Raw genomic sequence first — 18,114 nt, forward strand, 5'->3', positions numbered from 1 at the left:
GGCCGATGGCCTTGCAAGCGGGCGGGTGCCCCTGCCGGGCCGTGGCATGGACGGTATTCGGAATGGCTGGGATTCCGCATCGAATGCCGCTGCAAAGTACGTATTGGGTCATGATGGAAGCTGGTATCCATACTGCTCTGCTTGTCGGCATCGCCGATGTCTCTACGATGGCGGGAATCCGGTTTTATACATGCCAAGGGCGAGCGCGATTTCAAGAGCTCTTGCAGGATGGGCCAGCAGGCACTGTGAAATCGATCTTCATATGCAGTGTGTTATCGATAGGTCTGTTGGACAGGGATGTTCCGGTGATTGGTTTCGGCTGCGGCTGGATGGGTGATCGAGACTTTGCGCGTGAGGCGATCGAGTACAAGCCGGGTGCCGGACTCAGGCCTGTTGGGCCATCCCGTCCAGGACGAGGTGGCTATGGATGCACCGACATTCGAGTTGTTGAGCGGGCTGGTCAGCAAAGAGGGACCGGTTGCCGATGAACGGGCTGTCCATGGCCTGATAGGACGTCTGTCAAGCGCTCTGGGTTTTCGTTATCACGCCTATGCCATCATTACCCGATTGCCGCTGTCTCGGCGGATGGTGTGGGTCAAGGATGGTTGTCCCTCGGGATGGATGGCGCATTATCAGGCGCGGAGGTATTACCGCGTCGACCCGGTATTGCGACAGGGGCTGGCGGGGAAAAGTCGTATGCTCTGGTCAGATGCCATGTTTTCAGATGCCGGGGCCCTGTGGAGCGATGCCCGCATGGCCGGCTTGCGTTACGGCATGTCGCTGGCGGCCTGGGACAGAACCGGCGCGCTTGGCCTGTACTCGCTGGCCCGTGATGCAGAGCCGATCAGTGCGCCGGAACAGGGCAGAATAAGTTTGCATGCCTCCTGGCTGATGGCTTCCTGCCATCCCTTGCTTGTGGCGCAACTGCAACGGCGTGATCCTCGTTGGCGTGATGTCGTGTTGACGCCGCGCGAGCGGGAAGTCCTGATATGGTCGGCAGACGGAAAGACGGCTTTTGAGGTCGCCATGATTATGGGGATAAGTGAAAGGACCGTGAATTTCCACTTGGGCCATATCATCAGTAAATTCCAGGCCAGCAACAAGACGCAGGCCATCGTGGCAGCCGTGAGTTCGGGCCTGGTGTCGTCATGGTGATCAGCTTCCGGCTGGATAGAATTGCGCGAACCATTGCCGGAATCTGGCAATGGAACGATCTTCATCGCACAGCAGTGGTCTGGGGCGGTAGATCTTGTGGTTCCAGATCGGGAGGTCGGCCAGTACGCCGGAAAGATCACCATGCTGGCCGATCTTCTCCTGTTTCATATTGGCCAACGCCCGGGCTTCATATGATCCAGGGGGATAGTCCGGGTGGGAAAACAGCATCCGCAGCGTGCTTCGCTGGGGCGTGACGGGTGTGACCAGAAACAGCATGCCAAGCTGGATCTGGCGGGTATAGAGGACATGCATCTGGCCAGGCCCGATCTGATGGATTGCAATGCGGTAATGGCATGGAGTGAGGATACCGTCCGGGTCGATGAATTCGATATCGGCCTCGATGATGACGTGCCGATGGATACCCTGGTAGCGGGTCGTGCCGGGAAGGACTGCGGCATGACCATGCACATATTTGAGATGGGCGTGGTCGGCACTGTTTTCGAGAATATCCTGGGTCGAGCAGGCGATGTCGAACTCCATGCCTTCAGGTTTTGACCATGCAGTACCGGCGGCTTGATTCGCGCTTGCCAGTGGCCAATGCGGCGAATCATCCTCTGGGTGGTACCAGGCCCATAGCAGGGTGCCGTCATCGATTACGGGCAGGGATCGGATCAGACGGCGTTTGCCGACCAGCGCCCCGGGCCTGTCGGTATAGGGAATATCCCGGCAATAGCCATGGATATCAAAGCCCCAGGCATGGAAAGGGCAGCGCAGCAGGTTGCCGTCCACCCGCCCGCCTACGCCGAGATGGGCGCCGAGGTGGGGGCAATGGGCATCGAGCAGGCCGGGCGTACCATCCAGGCCGCGAAACATCACCCACTCCTGGTCGAAACCATGAAAGCGCAGAACCTCGCCGGCCGTGATGACGTCGGACCGGTTCAGGCAGAACCATCCGAAAGGCAGGACATGGCCGTAGCCACGGTCGCCTTTTAGCGCAGGGGGTGAGGTCGGGTCGGCGGGCGAGGGCGGCATGGCAGGACACTCGTTCTGGCGAAGGGTATGGACGCGGATGTCGTCAGGACTCTGGCGGCAAGCCGGACCTGTGCCAGCCGTCGACGCCGGTATGGCGTGCGCCAATCACCATTTTCATGGCCTGATTCCCGGTGACGGCCAGCCAGCGTTGATATCGAATGCAGTCGCGATGCCAGAAGCCGAAGCCGGTGTCCATATAGCGAAGCTGTTCCAGAAAGGCGGCGATCCGTTCGTTGAATCCGGGCGGCGACTGCTGCTGCAGCTTGACCGCAAGCCGGTCAAAATCATCGACCGCCGTATCATGGATCTTGAGGATCTCCAGGCAGGAGGTTTCCAGCGAACAGTGGTGGATCTGCTGGTGGAACAGTACAAGATTGGAGGCGTGCTGTTGGTGGCGGATATCCTTTGGCACGCCGACCAGATCATTGATCAGGCAGCATATCAGGGCGGCCTTGTCGATCAGCGTGGCATAGTCTGTGCTCCTCAGGGTTGCTTCCGGCAATTCAAAGCCCACCGCTCGTTCCAACGGCAAGCTGTTCGGGCGGATGCCGACGGTGACGGCACGCAGTTGCAGGGCTTGTTGCAGGGTTCGGTCATCAAGATGCCCGGCTTGACGAACCTGCTGCTCGGCAATGGCATGCAGGGCCCACTCCTGCATTTTCATGGCAAAACGCCGTCGCCATGCCATGCTTGCACCCAGGCGTTGATAAGCGTCGCCGATATCGGCAAAGGCCCTGACATAGGCGTTTTCGCGGCGACGCGCCGGCAGCGGTTCACCGGCCAGTGCGGCCATGGCATCGGCCAGATCCTCGCCATAGGCGCAGGCCGGTTCAACGCAGCGATCGTCCCACAGCAGCCACATGGTGATGTATTTGCAATAGGCCAGCGCATGCTCGCAAGAGGCCATGGAATGGGAGTAACCGGCGTAGTGCCTGGGTTCCATGGCCTGCACATGCTGCAAGGTGTGCGGGTCGTCCAGCAGACCGAGGGACTGCATCCAGCGGATCGTCTCGTCTTCGATGGTCTGTGCAAACCGGGACAGCGGCACCGGGGCGAACCAGTGCCATGGATAGCGCACATGGATCGGCCTGAGCTGCAGTGTCGCGGGCAGTTCCAGGCAGCTGTCCAGCACGAGGGTGGGCGCAATGGCTGGTGTGATATCGGGTGAGGATATGGCCATGGGAGCTCCTGGCGCCGTCTAATCCGCGGGACTCGTGCGCTGACGGAAACGAAGCCTGAAACTTGCATCGTGCATGCCGGTAAAGCTGCCGCGTTCCAGTGGCAGTATGTAGTCGGGGCTTGGCAGCTCGATATCGAATCGTCGCAGCAGATGGCAGATGACGATCTTCTGTTCCATCAGCGAGAACAGCCGCCCCGCACAAATGCGTGGCCCGGTACCAAACGGCAGATAGGCATGGCTGAATTGCGAGGATTCGCCAGTGAAACGTTCAGGATCAAATCGCTCGGGTTGCGTCCATTCCCGTGGATTCATATGGATGGCGTGAATATTGATGCTGACCAGGGTGCCGATTGGAATCTGGTAACCGGCCAGCTCGGTGGCCCGGGTCGTGGTGCGCGGATTCTGATGGGCCAGCGGCGAATAGATTCGCATGCTTTCCAGAATGAAGCGGCTCAAGGTATGAAATGATTGCAGGCTTCTGAAGGCGAGGCTGTGACGGCCATCCTCGTGATGACCCGGTTGAGCGAAGGCCGCGTCCAGATCCGGGAAGAGTTCGGTCGCCTCCTGCCGTATCTGTTGCTGCCATTGCGGATATCTGGCCAGGTGATACAAGACACCGCCCAGCGCGACCTGGGTGGTTTCATGGCTGGCCAGTACCATCGCGATGATGTTGTTGCGCAGCTCCTCGTCGCTCAGATGTTCCTCGGCATGCTCGCGCAAAAGAAGTTCCAGTACATGGTTGCGGGGCGTTTCACTCTGACGGTTTCGGGTGCTCCGGACCAGGTTGAGGACCAGTTGATCCAGAAGCGTCATGGAACGCTGCAGGCGGCGATTGGAAGGCAGTGGCAGCTGATTGATGATTGGCAGCATGCGACGCAGGGGGTTGAACACCTGGGCGAGGATATAGTCGAGCGCATCGACGCCCGGATTGCGCTGCTGCTTCAAATGGTTGAAATCGTAGCCGAACAAGGCTTCGCCTGCGCTGTCCAGAGAGACTGCCTTCAGCCACCGTTGCAGCTTGATATCAGCCGTGCCGGTTGCTGGTAGCTGGCTTGCGATGCTTTCGCAAAGCAGGAGCGCCTTGCGCCTGAATATGGGGGAAAACAGGTGCACCCTGTTCAACGGGGGGTGTGTGATCCGCCGGATCCGGCGCCAAGCCTCGCCGTTGGCCAGCACCACATTGTTGTTGCCTACCCATTGGTAGTAGAAAGGCATGTTGAGATCACGCGGATCACTTTTGGCAAACACGTCCAATGCGGTGGAAATGCGTCCGGCCAATCTGGAACAGGTGACCACAACGATGGGCATGGTACCCAGAAACATCAGGTAGATATCGCCGTAACGCCGCATGCGTTGCAGGTCGATATCCCTCAGCTGGGTTTGCCGGCGCAAAGCGATATCGCAGAAAGTACGCAGTGCGCCAAGCACTGGAAGTCGTTCAGGGCCGGTGTTGTCGATACCGGTAACACGACGGAACCGGCGGGCCTGTCGTTGATTGTGCCAGGAAGTCCAGGCGGCCGCAGCAATTGCAAGGCCCGCGGCCAACGCTATACCGAGGACTGGGTGCAGGAGCCAGGCTCCGATCAGAGTGATGATGATGGCAAGGTACAAGAGCCAAAGTGCAAAGGCAGGTTTGCCTTTGGCGGGCGGCACCGAATGGGGGTGGGGCGATATCGTGATATCGGTCCTTGCGGAACAAGGGCATTCCCTTTGGATTGGCGACATGCAGTTCTCGCTGGCTTGGCCAAGGCTGATCCACTCACTGGCAGAGTGGAGCGATGCAGAACGGTACCGACCTGCGCCCTTGATAACGGGCCCATGGTGGTGGTTGCAAGCTGTCAGAACTGACAGCTTGATCCTGCGGGGAAGGCGATGATTCATATTGAAAATGAACTGTGGGGACTGGAGTCATGCTCAGGCAGCGGCATATGGCATTGGCGATGGAGTCCGAGCGGGTTTCCCTGCAGGCACCTGCCGTACCTCATCACGAAGGATCCCTGACTTGGCGGAGCAGGCATTCCGGATCGGCGCGAGTGAAGGCAGACGGTACCTGCGCTCCAATCGATGCACGGCACCGGTGCAGGCATGAAGCCATGGCTCGGGATGCACGCTGAGTGGGCCATCCGGACAGGCTCGATGCCATGCCGATGCTGAGCATCCGTATCGATGGTCGGGAGCATCGATTCGAGCAGGGCATCAGCGTCAGCGAAGTGGCCTGCGCCATTGGAGCGGCTGCCGAAGGCCAATGGTTATTGGGCGGCTATCTCGATGGGCAATGGGTGATGCCCGATCACCGCATTGAGTGCAATGGCCGCCTGCATGTCGTCACCGAGTCTTCACCCGAGGCGCTGGATCTGCTGCGCCATGGCCTTGCCTTTCTGCTGGCTGCAGCTGTGCGGCATCTGCATTCCGGCAGTGCAGCTGGGTCGATCCAGATGACGGAGACCGGGTTTGCGATGGACTTCGATACCGGGCGGCCGCTGCTGGCTGCCGAACTGGGCCCGATCCAGGCTCATATGCAGCGAGCACTGGCGCAGGGTCAAGCGGTGATCAGTCACCAGGTCGGGCGCGAAGAGGCCCTTTCCATGCTGTCGATGCCTGACGAGCGGTATCAGCGTCAGCTGGCGGAGCGATGGCTTCCGGCGCAGACGCTGTGGACGCATGCGCTAGCTGAGTTCGTCCTGATCTCCATCCGGCCGATGCCGGCGCTGATCGAGTCGCACTGCGCATTCAGGTTGATGCAGGTTTCAGGAGCCTATTGGAACGGTGACAGCACGCAACCGATGTTGACGCGCATTCATGTGGCCGCCTGGTTTCATGCGGATCATTTGCAACGCAGCCTGGATCAGTTGCAGGAGATCGAAAAGCGCGACCATCGCAAGCTGGGCAAGCAGCTGGATCTGTTCCACTTCGAGGAGCAGGCCCCCGGCATGGTGTACTGGCACCCCGCCGGCTGGTCGTTGTGGCAGGTCATCGAGCAGTATGTCCGTGATGACTTTCGAAAGAGCGGATATCAGGAGGTGCGCGGCCCGCAGCTGATGGATGTGCAATTGTGGAAACGTTCCGGGCATTGGCGGCACTATCAGCAGCATATGTTCCTCACCGAATCGGAAAGACGCCGCTATGCCGTCAAGCCGATGAGCTGCCCCGGGCACGTGGAAATCTACAAGGCCGGGCACCATAGCTATCGCGACCTTCCCGTTCGCTATGCCGAGTTCGGCAATTGCCATCGCAATGAGCCCTCAGGTGCTCTGCATGGCCTGTTGCGGGTGCGGGGCTTCACTCAGGATGACGGCCATGTGTTCTGCACCGCTGATCAGATCGAGGCGGAAGTGGCGGCCTTCCATCGGCAGGCGATGCAGGTCTATCGCGACTTCGGTTTTGATGCCATCAGCCTCAAGCTGGCGTTGCGCCCGCCGCGGCGGATGGGGGATGATGCCAGCTGGGACCGCACGGAAGGGGCGCTGCGTTCAGCACTGGCCAGGGCCGATATCGCCTGGGATGAGTTGCCAGGCGAGGGCGCTTTCTATGGCCCCAAGCTGGAGTATCACCTGAGCGATTCGATGGGGCGCAACTGGCAGCTGGGGACCTTGCAGGTGGATTTTCTGATGCCCGAACGACTCGATGCAACTTTTGTCGATGCCCATGGGCAGCGACGTCATCCGGTGATGCTGCACCGGGCCATTCTGGGATCGATGGAGCGCTTCATCGGCATTCTGATCGAGCATTGCGGTGGCTGGTTTCCGCTGTGGCTGGCTCCCGTGCAGGCCGTAGTACTCAGCGTCGGCATCCAGCAGGCAGACTATGCCGTCAAGGTTGCGACCGGGCTGCAGGAGCGGGGCATTCGCTGCCATGCCGATATCCGGCATGAAACCCTGGCGTTGAAGACCCGTGAGCACAGCCTGCGCAAGGTCCCGTATCTGCTGATTGCGGGCGACCGCGAGGCACGCTCCGCCTCGGTGACGATGCGCGCCCGTCGGGGCGAGCCGTCGCGTACCCTGCCCTGGCAGGCCTTTGCGCAGCTGGTCGAACACAAGCCTTTCCGTTTCAATGGCCACCCGCGAGAAAGCGAAACATGACCATCCGGCCCCATGATGCGGGTAGTCGATCCTGTCCAGCCACGACTGCCAGGTTATGGTTGGATGAAACCACCTTTGCCTGGACGGCGGCGGCCCTGGTACCACCCTCAGTCCTTGCTGTATTCCGACGACATCAGGTGCTGTTGGAGGCGGTGAGCTGATTCGATTTCGCCGAAATCGATGGCCGGATGCTCGGTGGCGACGACGACCATCGACCGCTCTGGCAGGACGCGGTCATGGTCTGTGCCGCATGGCCATCAGGTGACCTTGCGCATCCAGCGGATGACTCCGCTTGCGCCATAAAGCACTTCAATCCTTCCAATCTTGTCTCAGACCTCGCCGGACCAGGTAGAGCGTTCCATCGTCTTGGCCAGCGGATGGAGTTCGACGGCATGCACGATGGCATCACTGCCGCTGGTATGCAGGCGCAGCAAATTGAGCGGTGCCGCCGGATAGATCAGGGCGGTGCCGACTTCCATGCCGTCCTGGGTAAAGACTTCCACGGAGCAGGCGTCCAGAATGATGCGAAACCTGGCCCGGCGATCACGCGGCGCGATCGGGGTCGAGAACTGGCCGGTGAAAAAGGGCTGGCTGAAACCGCGCAGACGGCTGCGATCCAGCCAGGCCTGCTGGGCCAGTGCATCGACGCCGATGGAAAGCATTTCACCCTGATCATTGCTGAACTCGATGGCGAAGCGGCCGCCGCGTCCTTTGCCACCCGCCGCCGGACCCGATGGGTCATTGTCGATCTCGAACGTGATCGACAATTCGATGGCCTGGCCTTCCGGCAGGGCGACTTGACGTGCGCTGCCGGCATCGATGCGGCCGGGGTCCATGGCGATGCGCGGTCCGCGCAGGGCTTCAAGTCCCGCCGGTTGCTGTGCCAGCCGCAGTCCCTGGATGGGATCATGGGCCAGCGACATCTCGCGCGGCAGTGTCATCAGTCCGCGCCAGGCATGAGTGGGGACCTCCTGGCAGTATTGCCAGTTGCCCATCCAGGCAATGGCGGTGGGCTTTTCCACGCCGGCATAGAACTGCAGTGCATAGAAATCCTTGGCAAAGTCGATGATCTGCGCCACAGGACGATCTGCTGTGAACGCTCTGCCGTCGAAATCGCCGACAAAATACTGGGTGCAGCTGCCACCCTGGGGTGATCCGGGATTGATCGAGACAAACAGTACCCAGCGGCTGCCACCGTCGGCCACGGGAAGCTCGACCAGATTGGGACATTCGTAATCGATGCCGAGCAGGCCGGCCGGACCGAAGCGGCTGGCCTCGGTCCAATGCTGCAGGTCCGGTGAGGTGAAGAATCCGATCTGGTGCAGGCGTGACAGGGCGACGACCATCACCCATTGCCCGCTGGGCGCATGGAAGATCACCTTGGGATCCCGAAAAGAATCACTATGCAGGTCGAGCACCGGATTGCCGGGCGCATCGGTCAGGGTCTGTCCATCCAGGCCGGTGGCAATCCACTGCGTCTGGCTGTGAGCGCTGGCGCGGGTGTAGATCGCCACCATGCCGGTCTGGCCGGCTTTGAACAGTCCGGAGAGATTGTCCGGATCGGCCACCACGCTGCCGGTGAAGGCTTCGCCGGACGGGGTCTCGTCGATGGCGATGGGCTGATCATGCCAGTGATACAGGTCGCTGCTGGTGGCATGCCCCCAGTGCACGTGACCGGCCAGCGAGGCGTCGGGGTCGTACTGGAAGTAGAGGTGGTAGAGCCCGTCTCGGTGCAGCAGGCCGTTGGGGTCATTCATGAAGCCCAGCTTCGGCGAATAGTGAATCGCCGGTCGATACATGATGTCGACGGCAGCGGGTGCCAGTGACTGGTGATTGCCGCCGGGACGATCGGCCAGCTCGGGATGCGAGGCGTTGGGCTCGTGCTTGCCGCGCTTGCCATTGGCTGCCATGCCGTTCTGGCTGGCCGGAACGGCTTCGGCGCCCAGGCTGATGGCTGCGGCACCAGTGGCCAGCAGACCCAGCATGGCCCGGCGGGGAAGGGGCGGGTTCGAAATGTCGCTCATGAAAAACCGGATCGTGTTGCGGTTCCCATGGTAATCATCCTTGACGGGATCCGGTCAAGCCGGACCTGTCGTCAGGCGGCCGCAGTATCCGGCCTTGGAGCAGACGGCAGTGGTTTCGCATGGGGGAAGGACGAGCGCGCCGGGTGGTTTCAGGCAGGGATGGACGCCGGGGGATATATCGCCGGCGAGCTCTGGACGAGAGTCGTCATGCCTTTGCTGCGAAAGCCGAGCTCAAGGCTCCTGATCCATGAGGCCGGCCTCGGTCTGCCGGCCGCCTCGACGGACGAGGCGCGACGGACGCGGCAAGCTATCAATGGGGTCCGGCATGCTCCGGACCCCATTCCAGGCGAGGCCGGATCAGGGGGCGCGCCAGTGACCGGGATTGCCCTTGTCAGTATGTCTGACACGGGCGACCAGCGGGCTGTGCCCGGCAATCCGAGCCGCCTGTATGGCTGCCGCCTGGGTCTTGTAATCCACCTGGTCGACGCGAGCGCCGTGGGCATATTCCAGGATGTAATCCTCGATCGCGGTACCTTCGGGTCGGCCCTTGGGGCGGGGTTCGACGTATACGTTGGGCATGCTTGGCTCCATGGGGCTGGCGCGTGATTGCGCCACAGACTAGATGGGGGTCGCGACGCGGGCATGCCAAGTCATGGTGGATGCCATCATATGCGTATCGGCATTCGATATATTGGTTCACCGGTCCAGGTGAGACTCAAGCTGCCATTGCTCAGCCTGTCCGAGGTCACTCGGTCGGGCTGGAGGGTCGTGGCTTGGCAGGCGTCGTGCATTCGCGGTCGGTGATCTCAGGTCAGCGGCTGCAGAGATCGGGCTGCCGATTTTTCCATGTCCGCCAGGCTGGTGTAGGCTGGCAGGATTCCACGGCAGCGATCGGACGGGTATGAATCAAGCCTTCAGGGACGGAGAGCTGGCTTCGGCACCCCGTGTGGACGAAGCGCAACGGCGGGAGTTGGGCGCTTTTCTGATGGCGTGCCGGACCCGGCTGGATCCAGCGGCCTTCGGCTTTTCGGGGCGGCATCGACGCACGCCCGGTCTGCGCCGCGAAGAGGTCGCGCTGGCGGCCGAGGTCAGTGTCAGCTGGTATACCTGGATCGAGCAGGGCCGCAAGGTGCGGGCCTCGATGGAGGTGCTGGGCCGGCTGGCCATGGCCTTGCGGCTGAACGAGGCGGAGCGTCTGCATCTGTTTGCCTTGTCCGGTTACCCGGCGCCGGCCACCGACACGGATGAAAGTCTGACCGACGGGCTGTCCCAGCTGGTGCTGGCCATGCAGCCGTTGCCGGCTTATATCCGCAATGCGCGCTTCGACATCCTGGTCTGGAATCCGGCGATTGCCGATCTGTTTGTGGACTACGGTGCGCTGCCGCCGGAGCAGCGCAATACGCTGTGGCTGATGTATCTGTATCCGCCCTACCGGCGGCAGATCGTCGAATGGGAGCGTGTCGCCCGTGGTTTGCTGGCCTCTTTGCGCGGTGCTTATGCCCGTGCCGATGACAAGGCTTCCTTCCTGCCCTTGCTGACGGCCCTGCAGGCCGGCAGCGAAGAATTCCGGCGCTGGTGGCCTGAACACGACGTGGATCGTTTCGACGAGGGCATCAAGCGCATCGAGCATCCCCGCCGCGGTCGCATGGAGCTGCGCTATGTGGCCTTGATTCCGGAAAACCGGCCCGAGCTGTCGCTGGTGACTTATCTGCCGGTCTGATGGATCCGGGCCTGCTGCAGACAGGGATTGGTGATCATAGGATGAGGGCAGGTCTTGTTGCGCGGGGGCGGCAGGTCCAGAGTGTGCAAGGCACTCCGGCGCCAGCAGCCTGCAAGGATGCGGCGCCCTCAACCTGAGGAGACATCCTGTCATGTCCACCGCGACCTCCCCATCTACGACCGCCTCTGCTGTTTCTCGTGACCCGGCGAAAGATGCCGTCATTGCCGAATACCCCTTTGCCGATGATGCGCAGCTGGAAACCCTGCTGGCGCAAGCCGAGCAGGGTTTCCAGGTATGGCGCGGCACTTCGCTGCCGCGACGGGCCGACATCCTGCGTTCGATGGCTTCGGTGCTGCGCGAGCATCGTCATGAACTGGCCTTGCTGGCCACGGCCGAAATGGGCAAGACCGAGCGCGAATCGCTGGGCGAGGTCGAGAAGTGCGCGGTGCTGTGCGAGTGGTATGCCGAGCATGGTCCGGCCTGGCTGGCGAATGAGCCGACCTTGGTGCCCGATGCCAAGGCATATGTCGCCTATCGTCCCCTGGGCGTGATATTGGCGGTGATGCCCTGGAATTTCCCCTACTGGCAGATCATGCGCGCGGCGGTGCCGATTTTGCTGGGTGGCAACGGCTATGTGGTCAAGCCTGCCGAAAACGTGGTCGGTTGCGCCTTGCGGCTGCACCAGCTGTGGCTGGAGGCCGGGCTGCCGGAGCATGTGTTCGAGGCAGTGAATCTGCAGCGCGAGCATGTCGCCACCGCCATTGCCGATCCCCGCATCGCGGCGGTCACCGTGACCGGCAGTGTCCAGGCCGGTCGCAGCATCGCGGCCTTGGCCGGCAAAGCCTTGAAGAAGGTGCTGCTGGAGCTGGGCGGTTCCGATCCCTTTATCGTGCTGGCCGATGCCGATCTGGAGGCGGCGGCCGAGGCGGCGGTGGCCGGACGGTTCCAGAATGCCGGCCAGGTCTGCATCGCCAGCAAGCGGCTGATCGTGGAGCGCAGCGTGCTGGAGCCGTTCACCGCGCTGGTGCTGGGCAAGGTCAGAGCCTTGAAAGTGGGCGATGGCCGGGATCCGGAGGTCAGGATGGGGCCGATGGCACGTCTGGATCTGCTGGAGCAATTGCATCAGCAGGTCCAGGACAGTGTGGCCGCCGGTGCACGCCTGCTGGAAGGCGGCAGACGCCTGCCGCGGGAAGGATTTTTCTATGCGCCGACGGTGCTGGCGGATGTGGCTCCGGGGCAGCCGGCTTTCGATGGCGAAACGTTCGGTCCGGTGGCGGCCCTGATCGAAGCACGCGATGCCGAACATGCCGTCGAACTGGCCAATCACAGTGATTACGGCCTCAGTGGTGCCTTGTGGACGGCTGATGTCGAGCGCGCCCATAAGCTGGCGGCCGGACTGGTGACGGGGGCGGTATTCATCAACGGCAGCTCCACCTCGGACCCGCGCGTACCGATCGGCGGCGTCAAGCAGAGCGGTTTCGGCCGGGAACTGTCGCATTTCGGGCTGCGTGAATTCGTCAATGCCCAGACGGTATGGCTGGATCGGCGTTGATCCGTTCCGCGTTTTCTTTTTATTGATCGAGGAAAGTGTGATGTCCAAAGGTTCGGATCTGCTGGTGGCCGCCCTGGAAAACGAAGGGGTGGACACCATCTTCGGCATTCCCGGCGAGGAAAACCTGGATGTGGTGGAGTCCCTGCGCAAGTCGTCGATCCGGCTGGTGCTGACTCGCCATGAGCAGGCCGCGGCTTTCATGGCGGCGACCTATGGACGGCTGACCGGGCGCCCGGGTGTCTGTCTGGCTACCCTGGGCCCGGGGGCGCTGAATTTCACCACCGGTGCGGCCTATGCGCATCTGGGCGCGATGCCGATGATCATGCTGACCGGGCAGAAAGGGGTGATGTCCAATCGCCAGGCCCAGTTCCAGATCGTCGATATCGTCAACACCATGCGGCCGCTGACCAAGCTGGCGCGCCAGATCGTGTCGCCGGCCATGATTCCCACCGTGGTACGGGAGGCCTTCCGGGTGGCAATGGACGGCCGGCCGGGGCCGGTGCACCTGGAATTGCCGGAAGACATTGCCGCCATGCCTTGCGAACCGGTTCCAGTGGTGCCATTGCATCCACTGAATCGACCGGTGGCCGCCGCGGCGGCGCTGGATCATGCGGCCGATTTGCTGCGTCAGGCGCAGCGTCCTCTGATCATGCTGGGCGCGGCAGCTTCGCGCCCCGATTCAAGCGAGGCCCTGTCGGCCTTCGTTCGTCGCAGCGGCATTCCCTTCTTCACCACCCAGATGGGCAAGGGGGCGGTTTCCGGCAGCTCGGACCTGTATATGGGAACCGCGGCATTGTCGGAGCGCGACTATGTCCATGAGGCCATCGATCAGGCCGACGTCATTGTCTCGATCGGGCATGATATCTGCGAAAAACCGCCGTTCATGATGCGAGCCGGCGGCCCCACCGTCATCCATGTCGGCTACCAGCCCGCCGGAGTGGAGCAGGTCTACTTTCCCCAGGCCGAGATCGTCGGCGACATCGGTGCCTCGCTGGCCCTGCTGGCGGATCGTATCGAAGGCCGGCTGCCGCAGGCGCAGGCCTTGCTGCCTTTGCGCGAAGGCATTCTCGCGCATCTTACCGAGTCCGCGGAGCAGAATGGCTTTGTTCCGCAGCGCCTTGTCGCCGACGTGCGCAAGGTCATGCCGGATGACGGGATCCTGTCGCTGGACAATGGCATGTACAAGATCTGGTTCGCACGGCAATACCGTACCCATGTCGCCAACACCTTGCTGCTGGACAATGCCCTCGCCACCATGGGCGCCGGGCTGCCGGCCGCGATGATGGCGGCCATGTTGTATCCGCAGCGGCGGGTAATGGCCATCTGCGGTGACGGCGGCTTCATGATGAACAGTCAGGAGCTGGAAACGGCCGTGCGTCTGAAGCTGAATCTGGTGGTGCTGGTGCTCAATGACCACGCCTACGGCATGATCCGCTGGAAGCAGGCCGTGGATGGTTTTTCCGACTACGGCATGACCTTCGGCAATCCCGATTTCGAGCTGTATGCCCAGGCGTTCGGTTGCCAGGGTCATGACATCAAGGATATCGGCGACTTCGTGCCGACCCTGGAGGCTGCCTTTCAGGCGGGCGGCGTGCATGTGGTCTCGGTGCCGGTGGACTACAGCGAGAACGAGCGCGTGCTGGTCAAGGAGCTGGCGGCGGCCTTTCCCCGGCGTGAGGTGGTACCGGCCTGAGAACCGGGCAAGCACGGCGATCGAATCGGGTCGCCGTGCTTGCATGCCCTCATGACCGGGCGGGGTGCTGGCCCGGAAAGCGGGCATGAAAAAGGCGGCCGCGGCCGCCTGATTCAATCATAATTTGGAGGCCAGGGTCGGAATCGAACCGGCGTACACGGCTTTGCAGGCCGCTGCATGACCACTCTGCCACCTAGCCAACACGGTATCCGCCGTAGCGGATCAGTCCGGCAAAAGCATGAAACAGCAAGCTGGATCATCTCGTGCGTTTCTGTCAGTGCTGATCATCGATCAGTACTGCCGAGCCAGCTATTCTATAGCAGCGCAAGCATCTCCGCCAGCCCCTTTGAAGAAAATCTTTCGTCGAGCTCCCGCGGGAACTGAGCAGACCACCGGCAGCGGCAGGCTGTCCCGGCAGAATCGCGCTGCCATCAATGGCTGTTGGCCGGGATTTGCAGGCGCAGGCGTATCGCGGATCTTGCATGGCGATGGAATATTGTGTCGGGTTATGTCGTGCTCTTCGGTTTAGGATCTGTCTTGGGGACCCGGCTTGACCTGGGTGCAGTGTTGGGCAAACCACAGGACGCGTCATGGCATTGGGCAAGGCAGAAATGGATCAGTGGTTCAGTTTCCTCGGTTATGGGGCAATCGATGCCGCCGTCTGGTTTGTCGGTATCGAGCCTGGCGGTGATCCGAGTCAGCGGGGGACTGATCAGACGCTGAGCCTCAAGCCCGTAGGCGATGATCAAGTGCGGTGGGATCCCTGCCCGGAGCCAGTGCCAGCGTCCCAGCGACTGTCTTTGGCCTGGCGCCGTCCGCTGGAAATCATGGCCAAGCTGAACGGGGCGCCCGCAGGCGCAGATCTGCGGGTGAATTGGGACCAGCGCTGGTCCCATGTGATGGCTGCCAATATGGCGCCGCTGCCTAGAATTCGTGAAACCGATCGCCATATGGGACTGGATCGGCAGGCGTACCGTGATCAGGTGCGAACGCAGCGTGGCCCCTTGTTTGCTCGCCTGTTCAATGATCGACAAGCCCTGCCGCAGTTGCGGGTCATGGTATTTCACGGTCTGGGAGCCTGGCGTCACTACCAATTCGGTCATCAATTCAGCGTCGAGCCTGAAGCTTCCTGGCCAAGCATCCCGGGAGCGCCCGCCTTTAAAACAGTATGCGACATGGGTCGCCGGCGAGTGATTGTGGGGCCGAGTCTGACCCGTGCCAGCCGGGTCTCCTGCGATGCACTGACCGAGCAATTGCGGGTCTGGAGCAGGCAGGACGATGATTGGCGGACGACCATCTGATTGTGGAAACTGCGATGCAGTACCACTCTGTGGTGAGCGGCCGAGGATACCGGAAAGATCAGCAGATCAATTCGCTGCTCTAGTACAGGCCTGGCCGCTTTGAGTCCCGTCGCAGACCTCGGTCAGCGACGGCTCCGCATGGACGCCATGGTCATGGATGCACGGCTTTGAACGGGATCGAAGGCTGGTCTCAAAACCTGGATTTGAAGTTCAGCATCGGGGTGTGGTTGCCTGAATCCAGAACCTGGCGGGGTACGATGCCGCGGCGGGAGGTCCGCCGAATTTCAGGCTGAAGCGTCGTTCGCAGTGAATTCCATGACTTCGATACCGGCTTCGCCGAAATAGGCCAGGGAGGCAGACGCGGAGCTGGCCCAGCGGCCCAGATCGCCACCGGCATACACCACCCGGCGGATGCCGGCCTGGATAATGTGCGCGGCGCATCGATCACAAGGGGGCAGCGGGGTGACATACAAGGTCAGGCCTTCGGTCGGCTCGCGGGCATGCAGGATGGCATTCATCTCGGCATGGATGGTACGGCTGAGCTTGCGGTCGCGATCCAGTCCGCCGTCATCTTCGAGGCTGCGCGGATAACCGTTGTATCCGGTGGAGACGATGCGCTTCTGTTGCGGATGCACCAGCACGGCGCCCACCTTGGTGGAGGGGTCCTTGCTCCAGCTGGCGACCAGTCGCGCCACGTCCATGAATCGTTGATCCCATTTGTCCAGCATGGTGGCTCCCGCATCGCCGGCAGGGGAGGCCGGCGGGTATTGTCGATGATGAGCGGCCTACTATAACCGAGGTGACTGGTCCGCCCGGCTCTGGCAGCCCTGACCGTCCGCGGGATTGCACGGAGTCCGGTATCATGCGCGGATGAAACTGCTTGCCATCGAGACCACCACCGAATCCTGCTCCGCCGCTCTGGTCATCGGCGATGCCCTGATCCAGCGCAGCGAGCTGGCGCCGCGGCGTCATGCCGAACGGATCCTGCCGATGATCGACGAACTGCTGGCCGAGGGCGGCATCCATCGCCATGCGCTGGACGTATTGGCGGTCGGTCGCGGGCCAGGGGCGTTTACCGGGGTCCGGCTGGGCATCTCGCTGGCTCAGGGCATGGCCCTGGGGCTGGATCGCCCCCTGATCGGGGTGTCCTCGCTGGAAGCATTGGCCTTGGGGGCGCCACTGGAGTCCGGGCATGTGCTGACCGTGATCGATGCCCGCATGGGCGAGCTGTATGCTGCGGCCTGGCGTCGGGACGAGACGGGTGTCCTGCATTTGCAGGGACGCGAGCAAGTCGTCGCGGCGGCGGCGCTGGCATGTCCCGAAGCGCCGGCCTGGGCGGTGATCGGAACCGGCTGGCGGGTGGATGCCGAGACCTTGCGCTCCAGGCTGGGCGCGGCCATCGAGTGGGCCGAAGGCGAGCGCTACCCCCAGGCCTTGGCCGTGGCCCAGCTGGCCGCTGAAAAATTCCGACGTGGCGAAGCGGTGGCACCGGAACAGGTGCAGCCGGTCTATTTGCGCGACAAGGTGGCCGAAACACTGGCCGAGCGGGCTGCCCGCAAGAGCTGAAGGCTTTGATGAGCTGCCGCAACACGGGTTGCTCGCATGGCGGTCGATCGTGGCTCCGACTCCGCCCCGTCCGTAGGCAGCAGGTTCTTAATCAAAAGCCAACAAACCCGGCCTATGCTTGGATCCCCTTGAAGATCAGGCTTGCCTCGTGAACCTGTTGCTGGTGGAAGATGATGCCATGCTGGCCGAAGCCATTTGTGATGGCATATGTCAGCAGGGCTGGCGGATCGACCATGCTCTGGATGCCGGGGCGGCCAGGTCGCGTCTGGTGGAGCATGCTTATGCGGCCGTCCTGCTGGATATAGGCTTGGGTACCGGATCGGGGCTGGATGTGTTGCGTTATCTGCGCGGGCGTTACGATACGGTTCCGGTGCTGATATTGACGGCACGCGGACAGCTGAGTGACCGGATCCGGGGGCTGGATGCCGGTGCCGACGATTATCTCGTCAAGCCTTTCCAGTTGGCTGAGCTTTTTGCACGAGTCCGTGCCGTCATCCGTCGCAGCGAGGGACAAGTGGTACCGTCGTACATCCACGCCCCGCTGGTGCTGGACCCGGTTCGGCGTCAGGTAACTCTGGACAATGAGCCGGTGGCATTGAGCGTGCACGAATACCAGTTGCTGCTCACGCTGCTGAAGCGGCGGGGACATATCGTGACGCGCGATGAACTGGAACTGGCCATCTATGGTCATCCTGGAGGCGTCGGCAGCAATACGGTTTCGGTTTTCGTGCATCAACTGCGGCGCAAGCTTGGCGACGGGCTGATCCATACTGTGCATGGTCATGGCTACACAGTGAAGGATCCGGCATGAG

Annotated in this window: 14 protein-coding genes and 1 tRNA gene; 8 read left to right on the forward strand and 7 right to left on the reverse strand. The window is 62.0% G+C overall.

All coding sequences use genetic code 11. The features are described 5' to 3' along the window. The first annotated feature begins 423 nt into the window (after nt 1-423). Nucleotides 424-1,155: an autoinducer binding domain-containing protein gene (locus tag FRAAU_RS06145; protein ID WP_014402690.1), complete on the forward strand. Its 732-nt coding sequence runs from the start codon at nt 424-426 to the stop codon at nt 1,153-1,155. Here FRAAU_RS06145 and FRAAU_RS06150 read toward each other — a convergent pair whose 3' ends face one another. Genes FRAAU_RS06150 through FRAAU_RS06160 form a run of 3 tightly spaced genes read right to left on the reverse strand, consistent with a single transcriptional unit; the run spans nt 1,156 to nt 5,248 of the window. Beyond that, nucleotides 1,156-2,187, reverse strand: a complete 1,032-nt coding sequence (locus tag FRAAU_RS06150) for a Rieske 2Fe-2S domain-containing protein (RefSeq protein ID WP_014402691.1) — start codon at nt 2,185-2,187, stop codon at nt 1,156-1,158. A gap of 43 nt (nt 2,188-2,230) precedes the next feature. Beyond that, nucleotides 2,231-3,367, reverse strand: coding sequence for a terpene synthase family protein (locus tag FRAAU_RS06155; RefSeq protein WP_014402692.1), 1,137 nt, complete (start codon nt 3,365-3,367; stop codon nt 2,231-2,233). Nucleotides 3,368-3,385: 18 nt separating this feature from the next. Beyond that, entirely contained in the window at nt 3,386-5,248 is a 1,863-nt protein-coding gene (locus tag FRAAU_RS06160; protein ID WP_083841130.1) for a cytochrome P450, read from the reverse strand. A gap of 260 nt (nt 5,249-5,508) precedes the next feature. Between FRAAU_RS06160 and thrS the strand changes: the two genes are divergently transcribed. Further along, nucleotides 5,509-7,446 carry a threonine--tRNA ligase gene (gene thrS / locus FRAAU_RS06170; protein WP_014402694.1) on the forward strand — a complete coding sequence of 646 codons (1,938 nt, stop codon included), beginning with the start codon at nt 5,509-5,511 and terminating at the stop codon, nt 7,444-7,446. Nucleotides 7,447-7,775: 329 nt separating this feature from the next. On the opposite strand, the gene FRAAU_RS06175 is transcribed toward thrS, so the two are convergent. Both FRAAU_RS06175 and FRAAU_RS16885 read right to left on the reverse strand, forming a co-directional pair. Further along, nucleotides 7,776-9,470: a glycoside hydrolase family 32 protein gene (locus tag FRAAU_RS06175; protein WP_014402696.1), complete on the reverse strand. Its 1,695-nt coding sequence runs from the start codon at nt 9,468-9,470 to the stop codon at nt 7,776-7,778. A gap of 357 nt (nt 9,471-9,827) precedes the next feature. After that, a complete protein-coding gene (locus tag FRAAU_RS16885; RefSeq protein WP_014402697.1) occupies nt 9,828-10,049 on the reverse strand; it encodes a hypothetical protein in 222 nt (73 codons plus the stop codon). A gap of 322 nt (nt 10,050-10,371) precedes the next feature. Here FRAAU_RS16885 and FRAAU_RS06185 point away from each other — a divergent pair, with 322 nt between their 5' ends. From FRAAU_RS06185 to FRAAU_RS06195, 3 genes are all read left to right on the forward strand, one after another. After that, a complete protein-coding gene (locus tag FRAAU_RS06185) occupies nt 10,372-11,190 on the forward strand; it encodes a helix-turn-helix transcriptional regulator (protein WP_014402698.1) in 819 nt (272 codons plus the stop codon). A 151-nt stretch (nt 11,191-11,341) separates the two neighbouring features. After that, a complete protein-coding gene (locus tag FRAAU_RS06190) occupies nt 11,342-12,742 on the forward strand; it encodes an NAD-dependent succinate-semialdehyde dehydrogenase (RefSeq protein WP_014402699.1) in 1,401 nt (466 codons plus the stop codon). A 40-nt stretch (nt 12,743-12,782) separates the two neighbouring features. After that, on the forward strand, nt 12,783-14,435 hold the full coding sequence (locus FRAAU_RS06195; protein ID WP_014402700.1) for an acetolactate synthase large subunit: 1,653 nt from the start codon (nt 12,783-12,785) through the stop codon (nt 14,433-14,435). A gap of 125 nt (nt 14,436-14,560) precedes the next feature. Here the strand turns inward: FRAAU_RS06195 and FRAAU_RS06200 are convergent. After that, a tRNA-Cys gene (locus tag FRAAU_RS06200) sits at nt 14,561-14,634 on the reverse strand. Nucleotides 14,635-15,262: 628 nt separating this feature from the next. On the opposite strand from FRAAU_RS06200, the gene FRAAU_RS06205 reads away from it, so the two are divergent. Beyond that, a complete protein-coding gene (locus FRAAU_RS06205; RefSeq protein ID WP_156803353.1) occupies nt 15,263-15,736 on the forward strand; it encodes a hypothetical protein in 474 nt (157 codons plus the stop codon). A gap of 284 nt (nt 15,737-16,020) precedes the next feature. On the opposite strand, the gene FRAAU_RS06210 is transcribed toward FRAAU_RS06205, so the two are convergent. Next, entirely contained in the window at nt 16,021-16,464 is a 444-nt protein-coding gene (locus tag FRAAU_RS06210) for a deoxycytidylate deaminase (RefSeq protein WP_014402702.1), read from the reverse strand. 142 nt (nt 16,465-16,606) lie between these two features. Between FRAAU_RS06210 and tsaB the strand changes: the two genes are divergently transcribed. Together tsaB and FRAAU_RS06220 are read left to right on the forward strand one after the other, a co-directional pair. Further along, the gene (gene tsaB, locus FRAAU_RS06215; protein WP_014402703.1) at nt 16,607-17,302 is read left to right on the forward strand and encodes a tRNA (adenosine(37)-N6)-threonylcarbamoyltransferase complex dimerization subunit type 1 TsaB; all 696 of its coding nucleotides are present in this window, start codon (nt 16,607-16,609) and stop codon (nt 17,300-17,302) included. Between the two features lie 148 nt (nt 17,303-17,450). Next, complete coding sequence (locus FRAAU_RS06220; protein WP_014402704.1) at nt 17,451-18,113, forward strand: response regulator transcription factor; 663 nt, start codon at nt 17,451-17,453, stop codon at nt 18,111-18,113. Nucleotide 18,114: the final 1 nt, after the last annotated feature.

The organism is Frateuria aurantia DSM 6220 (assembly GCF_000242255.2).
Taxonomy (GTDB): domain Bacteria; phylum Pseudomonadota; class Gammaproteobacteria; order Xanthomonadales; family Rhodanobacteraceae; genus Frateuria; species Frateuria aurantia.

Coding starts and splice junctions, on each gene's coding strand:
- FRAAU_RS06145 (WP_014402690.1), top strand. CDS start 424: ATGGATGCACCGACATTCGAGTTGTTGAGCGGGCTGGTCAGCAAAGAG.
- FRAAU_RS06150 (WP_014402691.1), bottom strand. CDS start 2,187: ATGCCGCCCTCGCCCGCCGACCCGACCTCACCCCCTGCGCTAAAAGGC.
- FRAAU_RS06155 (WP_014402692.1), bottom strand. CDS start 3,367: ATGGCCATATCCTCACCCGATATCACACCAGCCATTGCGCCCACCCTC.
- FRAAU_RS06160 (WP_083841130.1), bottom strand. CDS start 5,248: ATGAATCATCGCCTTCCCCGCAGGATCAAGCTGTCAGTTCTGACAGCT.
- thrS (WP_014402694.1), top strand. CDS start 5,509: ATGCCGATGCTGAGCATCCGTATCGATGGTCGGGAGCATCGATTCGAG.
- FRAAU_RS06175 (WP_014402696.1), bottom strand. CDS start 9,470: ATGAGCGACATTTCGAACCCGCCCCTTCCCCGCCGGGCCATGCTGGGT.
- FRAAU_RS16885 (WP_014402697.1), bottom strand. CDS start 10,049: ATGCCCAACGTATACGTCGAACCCCGCCCCAAGGGCCGACCCGAAGGT.
- FRAAU_RS06185 (WP_014402698.1), top strand. CDS start 10,372: ATGAATCAAGCCTTCAGGGACGGAGAGCTGGCTTCGGCACCCCGTGTG.
- FRAAU_RS06190 (WP_014402699.1), top strand. CDS start 11,342: ATGTCCACCGCGACCTCCCCATCTACGACCGCCTCTGCTGTTTCTCGT.
- FRAAU_RS06195 (WP_014402700.1), top strand. CDS start 12,783: ATGTCCAAAGGTTCGGATCTGCTGGTGGCCGCCCTGGAAAACGAAGGG.
- FRAAU_RS06205 (WP_156803353.1), top strand. CDS start 15,263: ATGGCCAAGCTGAACGGGGCGCCCGCAGGCGCAGATCTGCGGGTGAAT.
- FRAAU_RS06210 (WP_014402702.1), bottom strand. CDS start 16,464: ATGCTGGACAAATGGGATCAACGATTCATGGACGTGGCGCGACTGGTC.
- tsaB (WP_014402703.1), top strand. CDS start 16,607: ATGAAACTGCTTGCCATCGAGACCACCACCGAATCCTGCTCCGCCGCT.